At 72.0% G+C, this 14,211-nt stretch carries 13 protein-coding genes; 9 read left to right on the top strand and 4 right to left on the bottom strand.

Annotated features, from left to right (window positions below; translation table 11 throughout):
- Positions 1-4: 4 nt before the first annotated feature.
- The 8 genes from ABGB11_RS21240 to ABGB11_RS21205 all read left to right on the top strand — a co-directional run bounded on the left by ABGB11_RS21240 (position 5) and on the right by ABGB11_RS21205 (position 10,627).
- Positions 5-874: an alpha/beta fold hydrolase gene (locus ABGB11_RS21240; protein WP_347635377.1), complete on the top strand. Its 870-nt coding sequence runs from the start codon at positions 5-7 to the stop codon at positions 872-874.
- Complete coding sequence (locus tag ABGB11_RS21235) at positions 874-2,643, top strand: FAD-binding protein (protein ID WP_347635375.1); 1,770 nt, start codon at positions 874-876, stop codon at positions 2,641-2,643. Before ABGB11_RS21240 ends, ABGB11_RS21235 begins: the two co-directional genes overlap by 1 nt.
- Positions 2,644-2,647: 4 nt before the next feature.
- Positions 2,648-3,673, top strand: coding sequence for a ferredoxin--NADP reductase (locus ABGB11_RS21230; RefSeq protein ID WP_347635373.1), 1,026 nt, complete (start codon positions 2,648-2,650; stop codon positions 3,671-3,673).
- Positions 3,674-3,695: 22 nt separating this feature from the next.
- The gene (locus ABGB11_RS21225) at positions 3,696-4,880 is read left to right on the top strand and encodes an acyl-CoA dehydrogenase family protein (RefSeq protein WP_347635358.1); all 1,185 of its coding nucleotides are present in this window, start codon (positions 3,696-3,698) and stop codon (positions 4,878-4,880) included.
- A 13-nt stretch (positions 4,881-4,893) separates the two neighbouring features.
- On the top strand, positions 4,894-5,805 hold the full coding sequence (locus ABGB11_RS21220) for a VOC family protein (RefSeq protein WP_347635356.1): 912 nt from the start codon (positions 4,894-4,896) through the stop codon (positions 5,803-5,805).
- 5 nt (positions 5,806-5,810) lie between these two features.
- The gene (locus ABGB11_RS21215; protein ID WP_347635354.1) at positions 5,811-7,292 is read left to right on the top strand and encodes an FAD-dependent oxidoreductase; all 1,482 of its coding nucleotides are present in this window, start codon (positions 5,811-5,813) and stop codon (positions 7,290-7,292) included.
- Positions 7,285-8,871: an AMP-binding protein gene (locus tag ABGB11_RS21210; RefSeq protein ID WP_347635352.1), complete on the top strand. Its 1,587-nt coding sequence runs from the start codon at positions 7,285-7,287 to the stop codon at positions 8,869-8,871. The genes ABGB11_RS21215 and ABGB11_RS21210 overlap by 8 nt, the downstream gene beginning before the upstream one ends.
- A gap of 109 nt (positions 8,872-8,980) precedes the next feature.
- Entirely contained in the window at positions 8,981-10,627 is a 1,647-nt protein-coding gene (locus ABGB11_RS21205) for a serine/threonine-protein kinase (protein WP_347635350.1), read from the top strand.
- 129 nt (positions 10,628-10,756) lie between these two features.
- On the opposite strand, the gene ABGB11_RS21200 is transcribed toward ABGB11_RS21205, so the two are convergent.
- The 3 genes from ABGB11_RS21200 to ABGB11_RS21190 all read right to left on the bottom strand — a co-directional run bounded on the left by ABGB11_RS21200 (position 10,757) and on the right by ABGB11_RS21190 (position 12,454).
- Positions 10,757-10,966, bottom strand: coding sequence for a hypothetical protein (locus ABGB11_RS21200; RefSeq protein WP_347635348.1), 210 nt, complete (start codon positions 10,964-10,966; stop codon positions 10,757-10,759).
- A 97-nt stretch (positions 10,967-11,063) separates the two neighbouring features.
- Positions 11,064-11,300 carry a ferredoxin gene (locus ABGB11_RS21195; RefSeq protein WP_347635346.1) on the bottom strand — a complete coding sequence of 79 codons (237 nt, stop codon included), beginning with the start codon at positions 11,298-11,300 and terminating at the stop codon, positions 11,064-11,066.
- Positions 11,297-12,454: a Rieske 2Fe-2S domain-containing protein gene (locus ABGB11_RS21190; protein ID WP_347635344.1), complete on the bottom strand. Its 1,158-nt coding sequence runs from the start codon at positions 12,452-12,454 to the stop codon at positions 11,297-11,299. Before ABGB11_RS21190 ends, ABGB11_RS21195 begins: the two co-directional genes overlap by 4 nt.
- 142 nt (positions 12,455-12,596) lie before the next feature.
- Here ABGB11_RS21190 and hsaA point away from each other — a divergent pair, with 142 nt between their 5' ends.
- Positions 12,597-13,763, top strand: a complete 1,167-nt coding sequence (gene hsaA / locus ABGB11_RS21185; protein ID WP_347635342.1) for a 3-hydroxy-9,10-secoandrosta-1,3,5(10)-triene-9,17-dione monooxygenase oxygenase subunit — start codon at positions 12,597-12,599, stop codon at positions 13,761-13,763.
- Positions 13,764-13,784: 21 nt separating this feature from the next.
- Here hsaA and ABGB11_RS21180 read toward each other — a convergent pair whose 3' ends face one another.
- Positions 13,785-14,168: an SIS domain-containing protein gene (locus ABGB11_RS21180; protein ID WP_347635340.1), complete on the bottom strand. Its 384-nt coding sequence runs from the start codon at positions 14,166-14,168 to the stop codon at positions 13,785-13,787.
- Positions 14,169-14,211 lie beyond the last annotated feature (43 nt).

Raw genomic sequence — 14,211 nt, 5'->3', positions numbered from 1 at the left:
GATCATGCCTGCGGAGCTGACCTACGAGTCGACGTTGCGCGAGCTCGCCACCGACCGGGGCGTCCTGCGCTACCACGAGGCGGGTGAGGGCCCGCCGCTGCTCCTGCTGCACGGGTCCGGTCCCGGCGTGACGGGCTGGCGGAACTACCGCGGCAACCTCGCCCGGTTCGCCGAGCACTTCCGGTGCCTGGTCCTGGAGTTCCCGGGCTTCGGGGTCAGCGACGCGACCGACGAGCACCCGATGATGGCCGCCGGCGGCGCGGTCGTCCGGTTCCTGGACGGCCTCGGCCTCGGCCAGGTGGACGTGATCGGCAACTCGATGGGCGGCATCATCGCGACGCAGGTGGCGCTGAGGAAGCCCGACCGCGTCGGGCGGCTGGTCACCGTCGGCGGGATCGGGACCAACCTGTTCAGCCCGGCGCCCGGCGAGGGCATCCGGCTGCTGGCCGAGTTCACCGACAACCCGACGCGCGAGGGCCTGGTCCGGTGGCTGCACTCGATGGTCTTCGACCCGCGGACGGTCACCGAGGAGATGATCGAGGAGCGCTGGGAGCAGGCGACCGACCCCGGCACGCTCGCCTCCGCCCGCCGCATGTACGGGTCGAAGGCGATGGCGGCCCGTGCGAAGGCGATGGCCGCGTCCGGCGAGCCGCCCTACTGGGCGATGCTGCACAGGCTCAAGGCGAAGACCCTCATCACCTGGGGACGGGACGACCGGGTCAGCCCCGTCGACATGGTCCTCGTGCCGATGCGGACGATCCCGGACGTCCAGGTGACCATCTTCCCGAACTGCGGGCACTGGGTGATGATCGAGGCCAAGTCCGCCTGGGAGAGCGCCGTGCTGGCGTTCCTGACCCGGAAGGACGACCTCTGATGAGCGAAGCGAACCGGGGGGAGCGGGGGGTCGTCCCCCCGCAAGTGGCATTGGGCGAAGCGAACCGGGAGGAGCGGGGGGGCGTCCCCTCGCAAGAGGCACTGAGCGGCTGGGACCACGAGTACGACCTGGTGATCGTCGGCAGCGGCGGGGGCGGCATGGCGGCCGCGCTGACCGCGCACGACGAGGGGCTGAGCGCGCTCGTCGTGGAGAAGGGCAAGAAGTTCGGCGGCTCCACCGCGCTGTCCGGCGGCGGCATCTGGATCCCGAACAACCCGACGCTGAAGGCGCGCGGCCACGACGACAGCCGCGAGTCGATCCGCCGCTACCTGGACCTGCTGACCGAGGGCCGCGTCCCCGCGGCGCGGCTCGACGCCTACGTCGACAACGGCCCCGCCGCCATGGAGCTCATCGGCAAGAGCAGGTGGGTGACGTTCTTCTGGACGAAGGGCTACGCCGACTACCACCCCGAGCTGGAGGGCGGGCGGCCGCTCGGCCGGTCCATCGAGGCCAAGCCGTTCGACACCCGTAAGCTCGGCGAGGACGAGAAGTACCAGCGGCCGAACAACATGACAGGCCCGCTCGGCCTGTGGGTCACGGCGAAGGACTACCACGACCTCGCGATGGCCAAGCGCACGTGGGCCGGACGGCGCGCGTCGCTGGTGGCGGCGTGGCGCGTCTCGTCCAACCTGGTCCGGCGGCGGCACATGGCGACCGGCGGGCGCGCCCTCGTCGCCCGGCTGCGGATGGCGCTGAAGGACGCCGGCATCCCGCTCTGGCTGCAGACGGCCATGACCGAGCTGGTCGCCGGCGAGGACGGCCGCGTCACCGGCATCGTCGCCGCGCGGCGCGACGGCACGACCCTGCGCATCCGGGCCCGCAAGGGCGTGCTGCTCGCCACCGGCGGGTTCGACCACAACCAGGAGATGCGCGACAAGTACCTCCCCAAGGGCGGCCAGGAGGACTTCGCGATGGGCGCCCGCGAGAACACCGGCGACGGCATCCGCGCGGGCGAGAGCCTCGGCGCGGCGCTGGACCTGATGGACGACGCGTGGTGGATGCCCGCCGTCCGGCACCCGGCCGGCGCGACGATCCCGCTGGTGTCCGAGCGCGCCATTCCGCGGCAGGTCATCGTGTCGCACGACGGGACGCGGTTCACCAACGAGGCGGCGCCGTACGTCAACTTCGTCCACGACCAGCTGGAGGGCGGGCACGTCCCCGCGTGGTTCGTGATGGACGCCAAGGCCCGCGCCCGCTACCCGTTCGCGCAGATCCTCCCCGGCGCCCCGATCCCGAAGGCGTTCTACGACGAGGGCATCGCCTTCAAGGCGGGCACGCTCGCCGAGCTGGCCGGGCAGATCGGCGTCCCCGCGGACGCGCTGGCCGGGACCGTCGAGACGTTCAACGGGTACGCCCGCGCGGGCAAGGACCCCGACTTCGGCCGCGGCGACTCCGCCTACGACCGCTACTACGGCGACCCGAACCTGAAGAACCCGAACCTGGACGTCCTGGACACCGCGCCGTACTACGCGTTCCGGCTGGAGGTCGGCGACCTCGGCACCAAGGGCGGCCTCGTCAGCGACGAGCACGCCCGCGTCCTGCGCGAGGACGGGACGGTCATCGAGGGCCTGTACGTGACGGGGAACTCCTCGTCGTCGGTGATGGGCAACGAGTACGCGGGACCGGGCGCGACGATCGGCCCGTCCATCGTGTTCGGCTATATCGCGGCCCGGCACGCCGCGGGCGCGTCCACGGGGAAGGCCACCTGACGGCATGACGGCACTCAAGGCGCGGGTGGTGGAGGTCGTCCGGGAGACGGCCGACGCGCACTCGCTCGTCCTCGAACCCGCCGAGGGCGACCGGGACCGGTTCACCTACCGTCCCGGGCAGTTCCTCACCGTCCGGGTCCCGGCCGAGGACGGCTGGGCGGCGCGCTGCTACTCGCTGTGCAGCTCGCCGGTCACCGACGACCGGCCGAAGGTGACGGTGAAGCGGGTCGCGGACGGTCTCGGGTCCAACTGGATCTGCGACAACGTCACGGCGGGCGACGTGCTGGAGGTGCTGCGCCCGGCGGGCACGTTCACCCCGTCCTCGCTGGACGACGACCTGCTGCTCGTCGCGGGCGGCAGCGGCATCACGCCGGTCATGTCGATCCTCAAGTCGTGCCTGGCCGGCGGCACCGCGAGGATCGCGCTGCTCTACGCCAACCGGGACGAGCGGTCGGTCATCTTCGCCGCCGAGCTGCGGGAGCTGACCGAGCGGTACCCCGAGCGGCTCACGGTCGTCCACCTGCTGGAGTCGGTGCAGGGGCTCCCGACGGCGGCGGCCGTCCGGTCCCTGGCCGGCCCGTACGCCGGCCGCCCGGTCTTCGTGTGCGGGCCCGAGGTCTTCATGGACCTGGTCACCGACACGCTCACCGGGCTCGGCGCGCGGGTCCACGTCGAGCGCTTCTTCTCGCTGGAGGGCGACCCGTTCGAGAACCCGGAGGTCCCGGAGGCCCCCGAGGAGGCGGACGGCGGCGACGCGGGCGAGATCGAGGTCGAGATGGACGGCGAGACGCGGACCGTCCCCTGGCCGAGGTCCGAGCGGCTCCTCGACGCGCTGCTGCGCGCCGGCGTCGACGCCCCCTTCTCCTGCCGCGAGGGCAACTGCTCGGCGTGCGCCTGCGTGAAGCTGGAGGGCGAGGTCACCCTCGACGCCAACTCGGTCCTCGACGAGCGGGATCTCGCCGACGGCCTCATCCTCGCCTGTCAGGCGAGGCCGGTCACCGACCGGCTGAAGATCACCTACGACGGCTGACGACACATACGGGAGACAGGCGATGGCGAACCGCGTGCTCGACACGATCATGGAGAGGGCGGAGCAGATCCGCGAGCTCGGCCCCGCCAACGAGGTCCTCGGCAGGCTCGACGACAAGGCCGCGCAGATCCTCAAGGACGCGGGCGTGATCCGGCTGCTCCAGCCGGAGGCGCACGGCGGCCTGGAGGTGCACCCCCGCGAGTTCGCCGAGACGGTCATGGGCATCGCCGCCCTCGACGGCTCCACCGGCTGGATCGCCGGCATCGTCGGCGTCCATCCGTGGGAGATGGCCTACGCCGACCCGAAGGTCCGCGAGGAGGTCTGGGGCGAGGACCCCGACACCTGGATCGCGTCCCCCTACGCGCCGATGGGCATCGCCCGGCCGGTCGACGGCGGGTACGTGTTCAACGGCCGCTGGCAGTTCTCCTCCGGCACCGACCACTGCGACTGGATCTTCCTCGGCGGGATGCTCGGCGACGACGAGGGCACGATGGCGATGCCGCCCCGGTCGCTGCACCTCATCCTGCCGCGCTCGGACTACGAGATCGTCGAGGACTCCTGGGACGTCGCCGGGCTGAAGGGCACCGGCAGCAAGGACATCATCGTCCGGGACGCGTTCGTCCCCGCGTACCGGACGCTGGAGTACACCAAGGTCGTGGACGGGTCCGCGCCGCGCGAGGCCGGGCTGACCAACCCGTCCTACCTGATGCCGTTCTCCTGCGTGTTCCCGCTCGGCATCTCCGCCGCCGTGATCGGCATCGCCGAGGGCGCGCTGCACCACCACCTGGCGTACCAGCGCAACCGCGTCCAGATCACCGGCACCAAGATCAAGGACGATCCGTACGTGCTGTACGCGATCAGCGAGGCCGCCGAGGAGATCAAGGCGTCCCGCACCGCGCTCCTCGACAACTGCTCGCGGATGTACGACATGGTCGCCTCCGGGCACGTGCCGACGTTCGCCGAGCGCGCCGCCGGCCGCCGCACCCAGGTCCGCGCGGCGTGGCGGGCGGTGCAGGCGATGAACGAGATCGTCGTCCGGTCCGGCGGGAACGCGATGCGCCTGGACAACCCGATCCAGCGGTTCTGGCGGGACGCGCACGTCGGGCTGGCGCACGCCATCCACGTCCCGGGCTCGGTCTACCACGTCTCCGCCCTGACGGACCTGGACATCGAGCCCCCGCAGGGCCCGATGCGCTCAATGATCTAAGGGAGTGAGAGGAATGACGCAGATCCGAGGGCTGGGCTATCTCAGGGTCCAGACCCGGCACATCGACCGCTGGCGCGAGTTCGCCCTCGACGGGCTCGGGTTCGCCGAGGGGAGCGGCCCCGACCCGGACGGGCTGTACCTGCGCATGGACGAGCGGCGGTCGCGCCTGCAACTGCTGCCCGGGGACGAGGACCGGGTGCTGGCGGTCGGCTGGGAGGTGCGCGACCAGTACGCGCTCGCCGCCGTCCGCGAGGCCGTCGAGAAGGCCGGGACGGCCGTCACGGCGCTGGCGCCGAAGGAGGCCGCGGAGCGCGACGCCGAGGAGGTCATCGCGTTCACCGATCCCGGCGGGACGCCCGTCGAGGTGTTCTTCGGCCCGGTGCTCGACCACAGCCCCCTGCGCACCGGCTTCGCGCAGAAGTTCGTCACCGGCGCCATGGGCATGGGCCATGTCGTCCTGCCGACCCCGAACTTCGCCGAGACCACCGCGTTCTACAACGAGGTCCTCGGGTTCCTGCCGCGCGGTGCGATGAAGGTCGGCGGCGGGCCCGTCCGGATCCGGTTCCTCGGCGTCAACCAGCGCCACCACAGCGCCGCCATCTGCCCGGCCCCGCACGACGGCGCCCCGGGCCTCGTCCACCTGATGGTGGAGGTCGACTCGCTGGACGCGGTCGGCATCGCGCTGGACGCCGTCACCGCGAAGGGGTTCTCGATCTCCTCCACGCTCGGCCGGCACACCAACGACAAGATGGTGTCGTTCTACGTCCGGGCGCCCGGCGGCTGGGACATCGAGTACGGCTGCGAGGGGCTGCTCGTGGACGAGACGTACTACACGGCCGAAGAGATCACCAAGGACAGCTACTGGGGCCATGACTGGTCCGGTTCCGAGCCGCTGGCCGCGTTCACGCCGCGGAAGAAGGGCTGACGCCGGTGGCGAGGCCTTCGGTGGAACCGGTCGCCGCCGCCGAGGTGGACGTCGACCACGAGTGCGACGTGCTGGTGGTCGGCTTCGGGGCCGCCGGCGCGGCGGCGGCGTACGAGGCCGCGGCGGCGGGCGCGGACGTCCTCGTCCTGGAGCGGTCGAGCGGCCCCGGCGGGACGTCCGCGCAGTCGGGCGGGGAGCTGTACCTCGGCGGTGGCACGCGGGTGCAGAAGGCGTGCGGCTTCGACGACACGCCGGACGACATGTTCGCCTTCCTCAAGGCGGCGCTCGGCCCGCACGCCGACGAGGAGAAGCTGCGGCTGTACTGCGACGAGAGCGTGGAGCACTTCGAGTGGTTCCGCGCGCGCGGCGTCCCGTTCAAGGAGAGCCTGTTCGACGCGCCGGGCTGGATGCCGCACACCGGCGACGGCCTGATGTGGCTCGGCGAGAACGCCTGGCCGTACACCACGATCGCCCGGCCCGCGCCGCGCGGGCACCGCCCGGAGACGCCGATGTTCGCCGGCGGGATCCTGATGGAGAAGCTGATCGCGGCCGCCGCCGAGGCGGGCGCCGCCGCCCACCGGGACACCTGCGCCACCAACCTCGTCGTGGACGGCGGCGGCCGCGTGGCCGGCGTGGTCGCGCGCAGGTTCTCCGAACGGGTCGCCTACCGGGCGCGCAAGGGCGTCATCCTCACCTCCGGCGGGTTCGTCGACGACGAGGAGATGCTCGCCGACCACGCGCCGGTGCTGCTCGGGCACGACAAGGTCAGCGACGGCACCAGCGACGGGTCCGGCATCCGGATGGCGGCCGCGCTCGGCGCCGCGACCCGCCGGATGGCGGCGGTGGAGATCGCGCTCACCGCCAACCCCGCCGTCATCTGCCGGGGCATGCTCGTGGACGGCCTTGGCCGCCGGTTCATCAACGAGGACGTCTACCCGGGCCTGTTCAGCCACCGGGCCGTCCAGCACCAGCCCGGCCCCTACTGGGCGATCATCGACGAGGCCGGGTACGACGAGATCGCCGAGGCGGACATGTGGGGCGTCCACCCCAAGCACGCGGCGGAGACGGTCGCGGAGCTGGAGGAGTCCCTCGGCCTGCCGTCCGGTTCGCTGGAGCAGACGGTCGAGACCTACAACCGGTACGCCGAGAAGGGCGAGGACCCCTACTTCCACAAGGACGCCAGGTGGCTGCGTCCGCTGAAGGGGCCGTTCGCTGCGATCGACCCGCGCGACGGGTTCTTCGGCGCGGGCCGGCACGGCGCCGGAACGGGAGCCGGCGGGTTCACCCTCGGCGGTCTGGACACCACCGTGGACGGCGAGGTCCGCAACCACTCCGGTGAGCCGATCCCCGGCCTGTACGCGGCGGGGCGCACGGCCTCCGGCATCCACGGCGAGGGCTACGTCAGCGGGACGTCCCTCGGCGACGGCACGTTCTTCGGCCGCCGCGCCGGACGCGCCGCCGCGCGGGCCATAGGGCGCGATGACTGAGAGGACGGCCGTCCTGGGCGACGACCGGCCGGCGCGCGAGGCCGCGTTCGCCGAGCTGGTCGCGGCGCGCGGTGACGACGACCGCACGGGCCTGTGCTTCGAGGACCTGTCCTGGACGTGGCGCCAGGTCGTGGAGGAGTCCCGGCGCCGCGCCTCCCTCGTCCGCGATCTGGACGGGCATGTGGGCCTGTTCCTTGAGAACGGCCCGGAGCACCTGTTCTGGCTGCTGGGTGCGGCGCTCGCCGGGGTCCCGGTCGTCGAGCTGAACCCGACGCGGCGGGGTGCGGAGCTCGCCCGCGACATCGCCCACACCGACTGCGCCCTGCTGGTCACGGAGACCTCCCGCGCACCTTTCCTGGAGGGGCTTGTCGACGTCCCGTCCCTGAACGTCGACGACCCCGCGTACGACGAGCGCGTGTCGGCGGCGCCACCGGCCGTGCTCTCCCCGGTCGCCCCGGAGACGATCTTCTCGCTGGTGTTCACCTCGGGCACCACCGCCGCCCCCAAGGCGGTGATCTGCACGCAGGGCAGGCTGGGCCGGATCGCCGTCCAGCAGCGCGACCGGCGCGGCCTCACCCGCGACGACGTGTTCTACGTCGTGATGCCGATGTTCCACTCGAACGCCCTGATGGCCGGGATCGCCCCGGCCGTCGCCACGGGCGGGCGCATAGCGCTCCGCCGCGGGTTCTCCGCCTCGGGCTTCCTGCCGGACGTCCGCCGCTACGGCGTCACGTTCTTCAACTACGTCGGCCGTCCGCTCAGCTACATCCTGGCCACCCCGGAGAAGCCGGACGACGCCGGCAACACGCTCCGCATCGCCTTCGGCAACGAGGCGAACGAACGCGACATCGCCGAGTTCGCCCGCCGGTTCGGCTGCACGGTCATCGACTCCTACGGGTCGAGCGAGGGCGAGATCCGGCTCAACCGCGTCCCCGGCACGCCGCCCGGGTCCTTGGGCGTCGCCGAGGCCGGGACGATCGTGGTCGACCCCGAGACGCTCCAGGAGTGCCCGCGCGCCGAGTTCGACGAGGACGGCGTGCTCCTCAACGCCGCCGGCGCCATCGGCGAGATCGTCGACACGCTGGGCGCCGCCAAGTTCGAGGGCTACTACAACAACCCGGAGGCGACGGCCCGCCGCGTCCGCAACGGCTGGACCTGGTCGGGCGACCTCGCCTACCGCGACGCGGCCGGCTACTGGTACTTCGCGGGCCGGGACGACGACTGGCTGCGCGTGGACGGCGAGAACATCGCCGCGGCCCCCATCGAACGTATCCTCGCCCGCTACGAGCCCTTCACCGACGTCGCCGTCTACGCCGTCCCGGACCCGCACGTGGGCGACCAGGTGATGGCCGCCGTGACGCTCGCCGAGGGCCGCACCTTCGACCCCGCGTCCTTCACCGCCTTCCTGGCGGCCCAACCGGACCTCGGCACGAAGTGGACGCCCCGCTACATCCGCCTGACGGACGCCCTGCCCCGCACCCCGACCAACAAGGTCATCAAGCGCGCCCTCCGCGAAGCGGCGTGGAACACCACCGACCCCGTCTACCAGTACCGCGACGGCACCTACGAGCTGACCTGAGGCGAGCTGACCTGAGCCACGCCTCCCGCCAAGGCTCGTCATAGCGGCGGAAACCCACCCGCGTATGGAAAAGTTTCGACTTGATCAACGGCGGGTGGAGGGCGTGCGGGTGTCGAGCGAGAAACTGAAACCGCTCCAGGCGGCGGACCCGAAGAAGGTCGGCGAGTACCGGCTGCTGGCGCGGCTGGGAGCGGGCGGCATGGGCCGCGTCTACCTCGGCCGCTCGAAGGGCGGGAGGACGGTCGCGGTCAAGGTGATCCACCCCCACCTCGCGGAGGACGCGGAGTTCCGGCGGCGCTTCGAGGCGGAGGTCGCGGCGGTGCGGCGCGTCGGGGGCATCCACACCGTGCAGGTAGTGGACGCCGACACCGAGGCCGATCCGCCCTGGCTCGTGACCGAGTACATCGCGGGCCCGTCGCTGCACGAGGCCGTCACCGAGCACGGCGCGATCTCCACGGCGGCGGTCGCGGGGCTGGGCGCGGGCCTCGCCGAGGGGCTGACGGCGATCCACGAGCGGGGCGTCGTCCACCGGGACCTCAAGCCCGGCAACGTGCTGCTCGCCCCGGACGGCCCCCGCATCATCGACTTCGGCATCGCCCGCGCGCTCGACGCCACCTCGCAGACCACCCGGACCAGCACGATCGGCACGCCCGGGTTCATGTCGCCCGAGCAGCTCCGGGGCCGCGAGGTCGGGCCGGCCGGCGACGTGTTCTGCCTCGCCGCCGTGCTGGCCTTCGCCGCGACCGGGCGGCGGCCGTTCGGCGACGGCCCGATCGAGGCCCTCGGCTACCGCGTCGTCAACGAGGAGCCCGACCTGACCGGCGTGCCGGAGCCGCTGCTCCCGCTGATCGCGGCCGGCCTGGCGAAGGATCCGGCCGAACGGCCCGGCCCGGGGGAGTTCCTCGACCGCTGCTCCGCGCTCGTCCAGGACGCGCTCGTCCAGGACGAGGACCCGTCGCTCCCGGAGCCCGTCACCACCATGATCGCCACGCGGGTGGCGGAGACCGAGGTGCTGGCGCCCCCGCCGGGCGCCGGACCGCGGATCCCGCGGCCCCTCCGGCCGAAGCCCGCGCCGGCCGCGGCCGCGGCGGCGGTGGCGGGCGTCCTGCTGATCGCCCTCGCCGGCTGGGCCCTCGGGAACGGCGGGGAGTCCCCGGCCGCCCGCGGCGCCGCGGCCACCACCGCCGCGCCGTCCCCGACTCCTTCGGCTACGCTCACGACTTCGCAGCCGTCCGAGACACCGAGCCCGTCCGACGGCGCCTCCGCCAAGCCCGACCCCGTCCGCAAGGCCTTCGAGAAGATCTCGCGGGGCGACTGCCTGGACGCCTACGAGCGCCCGTCCGGTGGCTGGAGCAGGACCAAGCCGCGCGCGGTCGGCTGCGGCCGTCCGGACGCCTACATGAAGGTGTTCAAGGTGGTCCGCGACCATGGCGAATGCTCCCGAGGCGAGAGGGGCGAACTGGACGGCGAGCTGTGGTGGAGCCATGGCGAGGATGACGACGAGATCGCCCTGTGCGTGCAGCGCCAGTTCCACACCGGTGAATGCTTCCTCGCCGACAAGGGCGCGGAGAAGAACACGGTCGCCATCAGCAACCATGACCTGATGACCTCGTGGCCGTGCGGGAAGCCGGTTCCGGACGACTACGACTACGTCCTCCGCATCACCGCCTACACCAGCGCCTCGTCCTGCCCGCCCGGCGGCAGAAGGGTCGACTGGGAGATCCGAGGCCGCACCCTCTGCACCCGCATCGTCTGACTACGTCCTGCGGACGCCACCCGCATCGAGGACGACGGCTTATCGCCACCGATGAACCTCCTCCAGGGACGGCCGGCCTGGCATCGTTTCGTCTCCCCGGCCTGGCTGTCCAGGGCGTCCGGCCGTCTCCTAGCGGCCGGGCGGCGGGGTCTCGCCGAAGACCCGGGGGGCGAGGACCAGGCGCCAGCCGTCCGGGTCCCGGAACACGGCGGCGCCGTGGTCGGACCAGTAGGGGTTCTCCGGCGGGACGGCCCGGTAGCCGAAGCCGGGCGAGGCGCTCCACCGCCGCGTCCACCGCCTCCGGGCCCCGCAGGTACAGGACTCCGGGGTCCTCGGCATGTGGCCTCCTTTGGTCGGGGGTCACCTGCTCATGTCGGGACGCCCCCGGGATCTTTCACCTTCGCTCAGAGAAGCTTTGGAGAGCCCTGCGACACCGTCACTCCATGACCTTGATGGAGCCGTTCAGCGCCGCCTCCTGGATCGCCGAGCGGAGCGCCGGGCACGTCGCGTGCGGGTCGTCCAGGCCCGTGCACGCGGCCCTGGCCTCGGCGTTCCACTGGATGCTCGTCTGCTCCCAGGTCGACTTGCGCACCAGCACCTCGGCCGCGCAGCGGCGGCACCGGACCGGCAGCAGCGGGCCGTCCAGCAGGCGCTCGTCCTGGCGGACCGTCACGCCGAGGCTCCCTGGGCCTCCCGGCGCGCGAGGTTCTCCTGGACCTCCCGCTCCCACGACTCGACCGGGCGCGTCGTGTCGATCTCGAACTCGAACCGGTCGGTCATCTCCGGCGCGACGTCCGCGACGTCCACGTAGAACTGCTGGTACCAGCGGCGGAGCTGGTAGACCGGGCCGTCCTCCTCGCACAGGAGCGGGTTGTCGATGCGGGCCTTGCGCTTCCAGATCGCGACGTCCTGCTCGAAGCCGGTCAGGATGAAGTCCGACAGCTTCCGCGCGGTGGCCTCCGCCGCCTCGGCCGGCAGCGCGTCGCTGTGCTGCACGATGATCCCCGAGTGCAGCGAGAACGAGTGCTCGTCGATCGGGTAGTGGCAGTTGATCAGCACGGAGTTCAGGTCGTAGCCCTCGTAGTGGTACGTCAGCTCGTCGATCATGAACGAGGGGCCGTGGTAGGACGCCACGGAGGAGTTGCCGAGCATCCGCGGCCCGCCGCCGCCGCTCTCCCGGCGGGCGTCGTCCCGGCTCCGGCCCTTCATGATCTGGGTCGCGGTCTGCCCCTCGAAGATGTTCTTGAAGTACGTCGGGAACGACTTGTGGATGTAGAAGAAGTGCGCCATGTCCACGACGTTGTCGATGATCTCGCGGCAGTTGGTGTGGACGACCTGCTCCGTCCAGCGCCAGTCCGTCCAGTCGTCGCGGGTCGCGCCCTCGATCCTCGGGATCGTCACGTCCGCCGGGGGCGGGTTCCCCTCCGGGTCGTTCCAGACGAACAGCAGCCCGTCCTGCTCCATCGTCGGCCACGCGGCGGTCCGGGCGCGCAACGGGACGCGGCGCGCGTACGGGATCCGCTTGCACCGCCCGTCGCCGCCCCAGCGCCAGTCATGGAAGGGGCACGCGATCTCGTTGCCCTTGACCGTGCCGTCGGACAGGTCGCCGCCCATGTGCCGGCAGTAGGCGTCCAGGACGTTGGTCGTGCCATCCTCGCCGGTGAAGACCACGAGCTTCTGCCCGAACGCGTTGACCGTGTGGGGCTTGCCGTCCCGGTACTTCTCGGCCAGGCCGAGGCAGTGCCATCCCCGGGCGAAACGGCGGGTGATCGCCTCCGCCTCGATGGCGCGGACGGCGTCCGACTCGGTAGCGGTCACGTGGATCATCCCTTCGGCGATACATGGGTGATTCGAACATTAGGTCGCGGTCCACCGGCCCGATCGGCGAGTCCCGGTGGCCGGGACGCGCGTCCTCGCGGCGACGCGCGAGCATGGTCTCCTGCAATGGCCGGTAGAGGGAAGGAACGGGATGAGCAACGAGGTCCTGGACGCCGTGCGCGAGCTGCTGCCCGGTATCGCCGAGCGGGCCCGGTCCGTGGACGAGAAGGGGAGCATCCCCGCCGAGACGATCCGCGAGCTGACCGCCGCCGGCGTGTTCCGGATGCTGCAGCCCGTCCGCTACGGCGGGGCCGAGGAGGACCCCGTCGCGTTCTACGAGGTCATCCGCGCGATCTCCGGCGCGTGCGGCTCCACCGGCTGGGTCGCGGCGATCCTCGGCGTCCACTCCTGGCACGTCGGCCTCTTCGCCGACGAGGCGCAGCACGAGGTGTGGGGCGCCGGGCCGGACACCCTCGTCGCCTCGTCCTACGCCCCGATCGGCCGGCTCACCCCGGTCGACGGCGGCTACGAGGTGAGCGGGCGCTGGTCGTTCTCGTCCGGCTGCGAGTTCGCGTCCTGGGCGCTGCTCGGCGCGCTCGTCGTCGGCGCGGAGGGCCGTCCCGTCGACTTCATGACGGTGCTCGTCCCGAAGGCCGACTACGAGATCCGCGAGGTCTGGGACTCGATGGGCCTGCGGGGCACCGCCAGCGACGACATCGTCGTGGAGAAGGCGTTCGTCCCCGCGCACCGCGCGATGCGCAACTTCGAGCAGGCGCAGCTGCGCAACCCCGGCCGCAAGGTCAACACCGGCCCGCTGTACCGCATGCCGTTCGGCACGATCTTCACCTCCACCGTCACCGCCAGCGTGATCGGGATGGCGGCCGGCTGCCACGATCTGTACGTGGCGCGGATGCGCGACCGGATCCGGCTCAGCCTCGGCGGCGGGCGGTTCGTCGAGGACCCGTTCGCGCAGGTCGCCGTCGCCCGCGCCGCGTCCGAGATCGACGCCGCCATCCTGCAGACCGACCGGAACGTCCGGGAGATCCACGAGTACGCCGTCCGCACCGAGAAGATCCCGATGGAGCTGCGGCTGCGCGCCCGCCGCGACCAGGTCCGCGGCACCGAGCGCGCCATCGAGGCCATCGACATCCTGTTCAAGACCGCCGGCGGCAACTCCCTGCACCGCGGCAACGTCATCGAACGGGCCTGGCGCGACGCCCACGCGGGCAGCGTCCACGTGGCGAACGACGTCGAGCACGCCCTGTCGATGTACGGCCGCGGCGAGTTCGGCCTGAAGGTCGAGGACAACCTCGTCTAGGCCGTGCCGGCGCTGGGCGGGTCAGGAGTACAGGACGTTCAGGGCGTCCCAGCTTCTCTCCACTTCGCGCATGGCGTTCGTGGCCTGTTCGGGGCGCAGCGAATGCAGCCTGGCGAGCACCGCGTACATGACCGAGATCGGGGCGGTCATCGACTGGAAGCTGAGCAGGCCCTCGGTGGGCACGACCATCACGTGGTCGGCGTGGTCGGCGAGGGGAGAGGAGGCGGTGTCGGTGATCGCGCAGACGGTCGCCCCGTTCGACTTGGCCAACCGGGCGCCGACCACGGTCTCGCGCAGCAGCCGCCAGAAGCTGATGACCACGACGCAGTCGTCCTTGCCCAACCCGCCCAGTGCGGCGGCGAGGTGCGGTCCGCCGCGCTGCTCCATGACGATGGGGTACCCCATCACCGAGCCGATGTGGGCGAGCGGGTGGCCGACGACCGCGTAG

The sequence above is a fragment of the Actinomadura sp. B10D3 genome, from assembly GCF_039871695.1.
Classification (GTDB): Bacteria; Actinomycetota; Actinomycetes; order Streptosporangiales; family Streptosporangiaceae; genus Spirillospora; species Spirillospora madurae.
This window is presented reverse-complemented; position numbering and strand designations above follow the sequence as displayed.

Excerpts from the sequence above, each read along its gene's own strand:
- ABGB11_RS21240 (WP_347635377.1), top strand. The coding sequence starts at position 5 with ATGCCTGCGGAGCTGACCTACGAGTCGACGTTGCGCGAGCTCGCCACC.
- ABGB11_RS21235 (WP_347635375.1), top strand. The coding sequence starts at position 874 with ATGAGCGAAGCGAACCGGGGGGAGCGGGGGGTCGTCCCCCCGCAAGTG.
- ABGB11_RS21230 (WP_347635373.1), top strand. The coding sequence starts at position 2,648 with ATGACGGCACTCAAGGCGCGGGTGGTGGAGGTCGTCCGGGAGACGGCC.
- ABGB11_RS21225 (WP_347635358.1), top strand. The coding sequence starts at position 3,696 with ATGGCGAACCGCGTGCTCGACACGATCATGGAGAGGGCGGAGCAGATC.
- ABGB11_RS21220 (WP_347635356.1), top strand. The coding sequence starts at position 4,894 with ATGACGCAGATCCGAGGGCTGGGCTATCTCAGGGTCCAGACCCGGCAC.
- ABGB11_RS21210 (WP_347635352.1), top strand. The coding sequence starts at position 7,285 with ATGACTGAGAGGACGGCCGTCCTGGGCGACGACCGGCCGGCGCGCGAG.
- ABGB11_RS21200 (WP_347635348.1), bottom strand. The coding sequence starts at position 10,966 with ATGCCGAGGACCCCGGAGTCCTGTACCTGCGGGGCCCGGAGGCGGTGG.
- ABGB11_RS21190 (WP_347635344.1), bottom strand. The coding sequence starts at position 12,454 with ATGATCCACGTGACCGCTACCGAGTCGGACGCCGTCCGCGCCATCGAG.
- hsaA (WP_347635342.1), top strand. The coding sequence starts at position 12,597 with ATGAGCAACGAGGTCCTGGACGCCGTGCGCGAGCTGCTGCCCGGTATC.
- ABGB11_RS21180 (WP_347635340.1), bottom strand. The coding sequence starts at position 14,168 with ATGGGGTACCCCATCGTCATGGAGCAGCGCGGCGGACCGCACCTCGCC.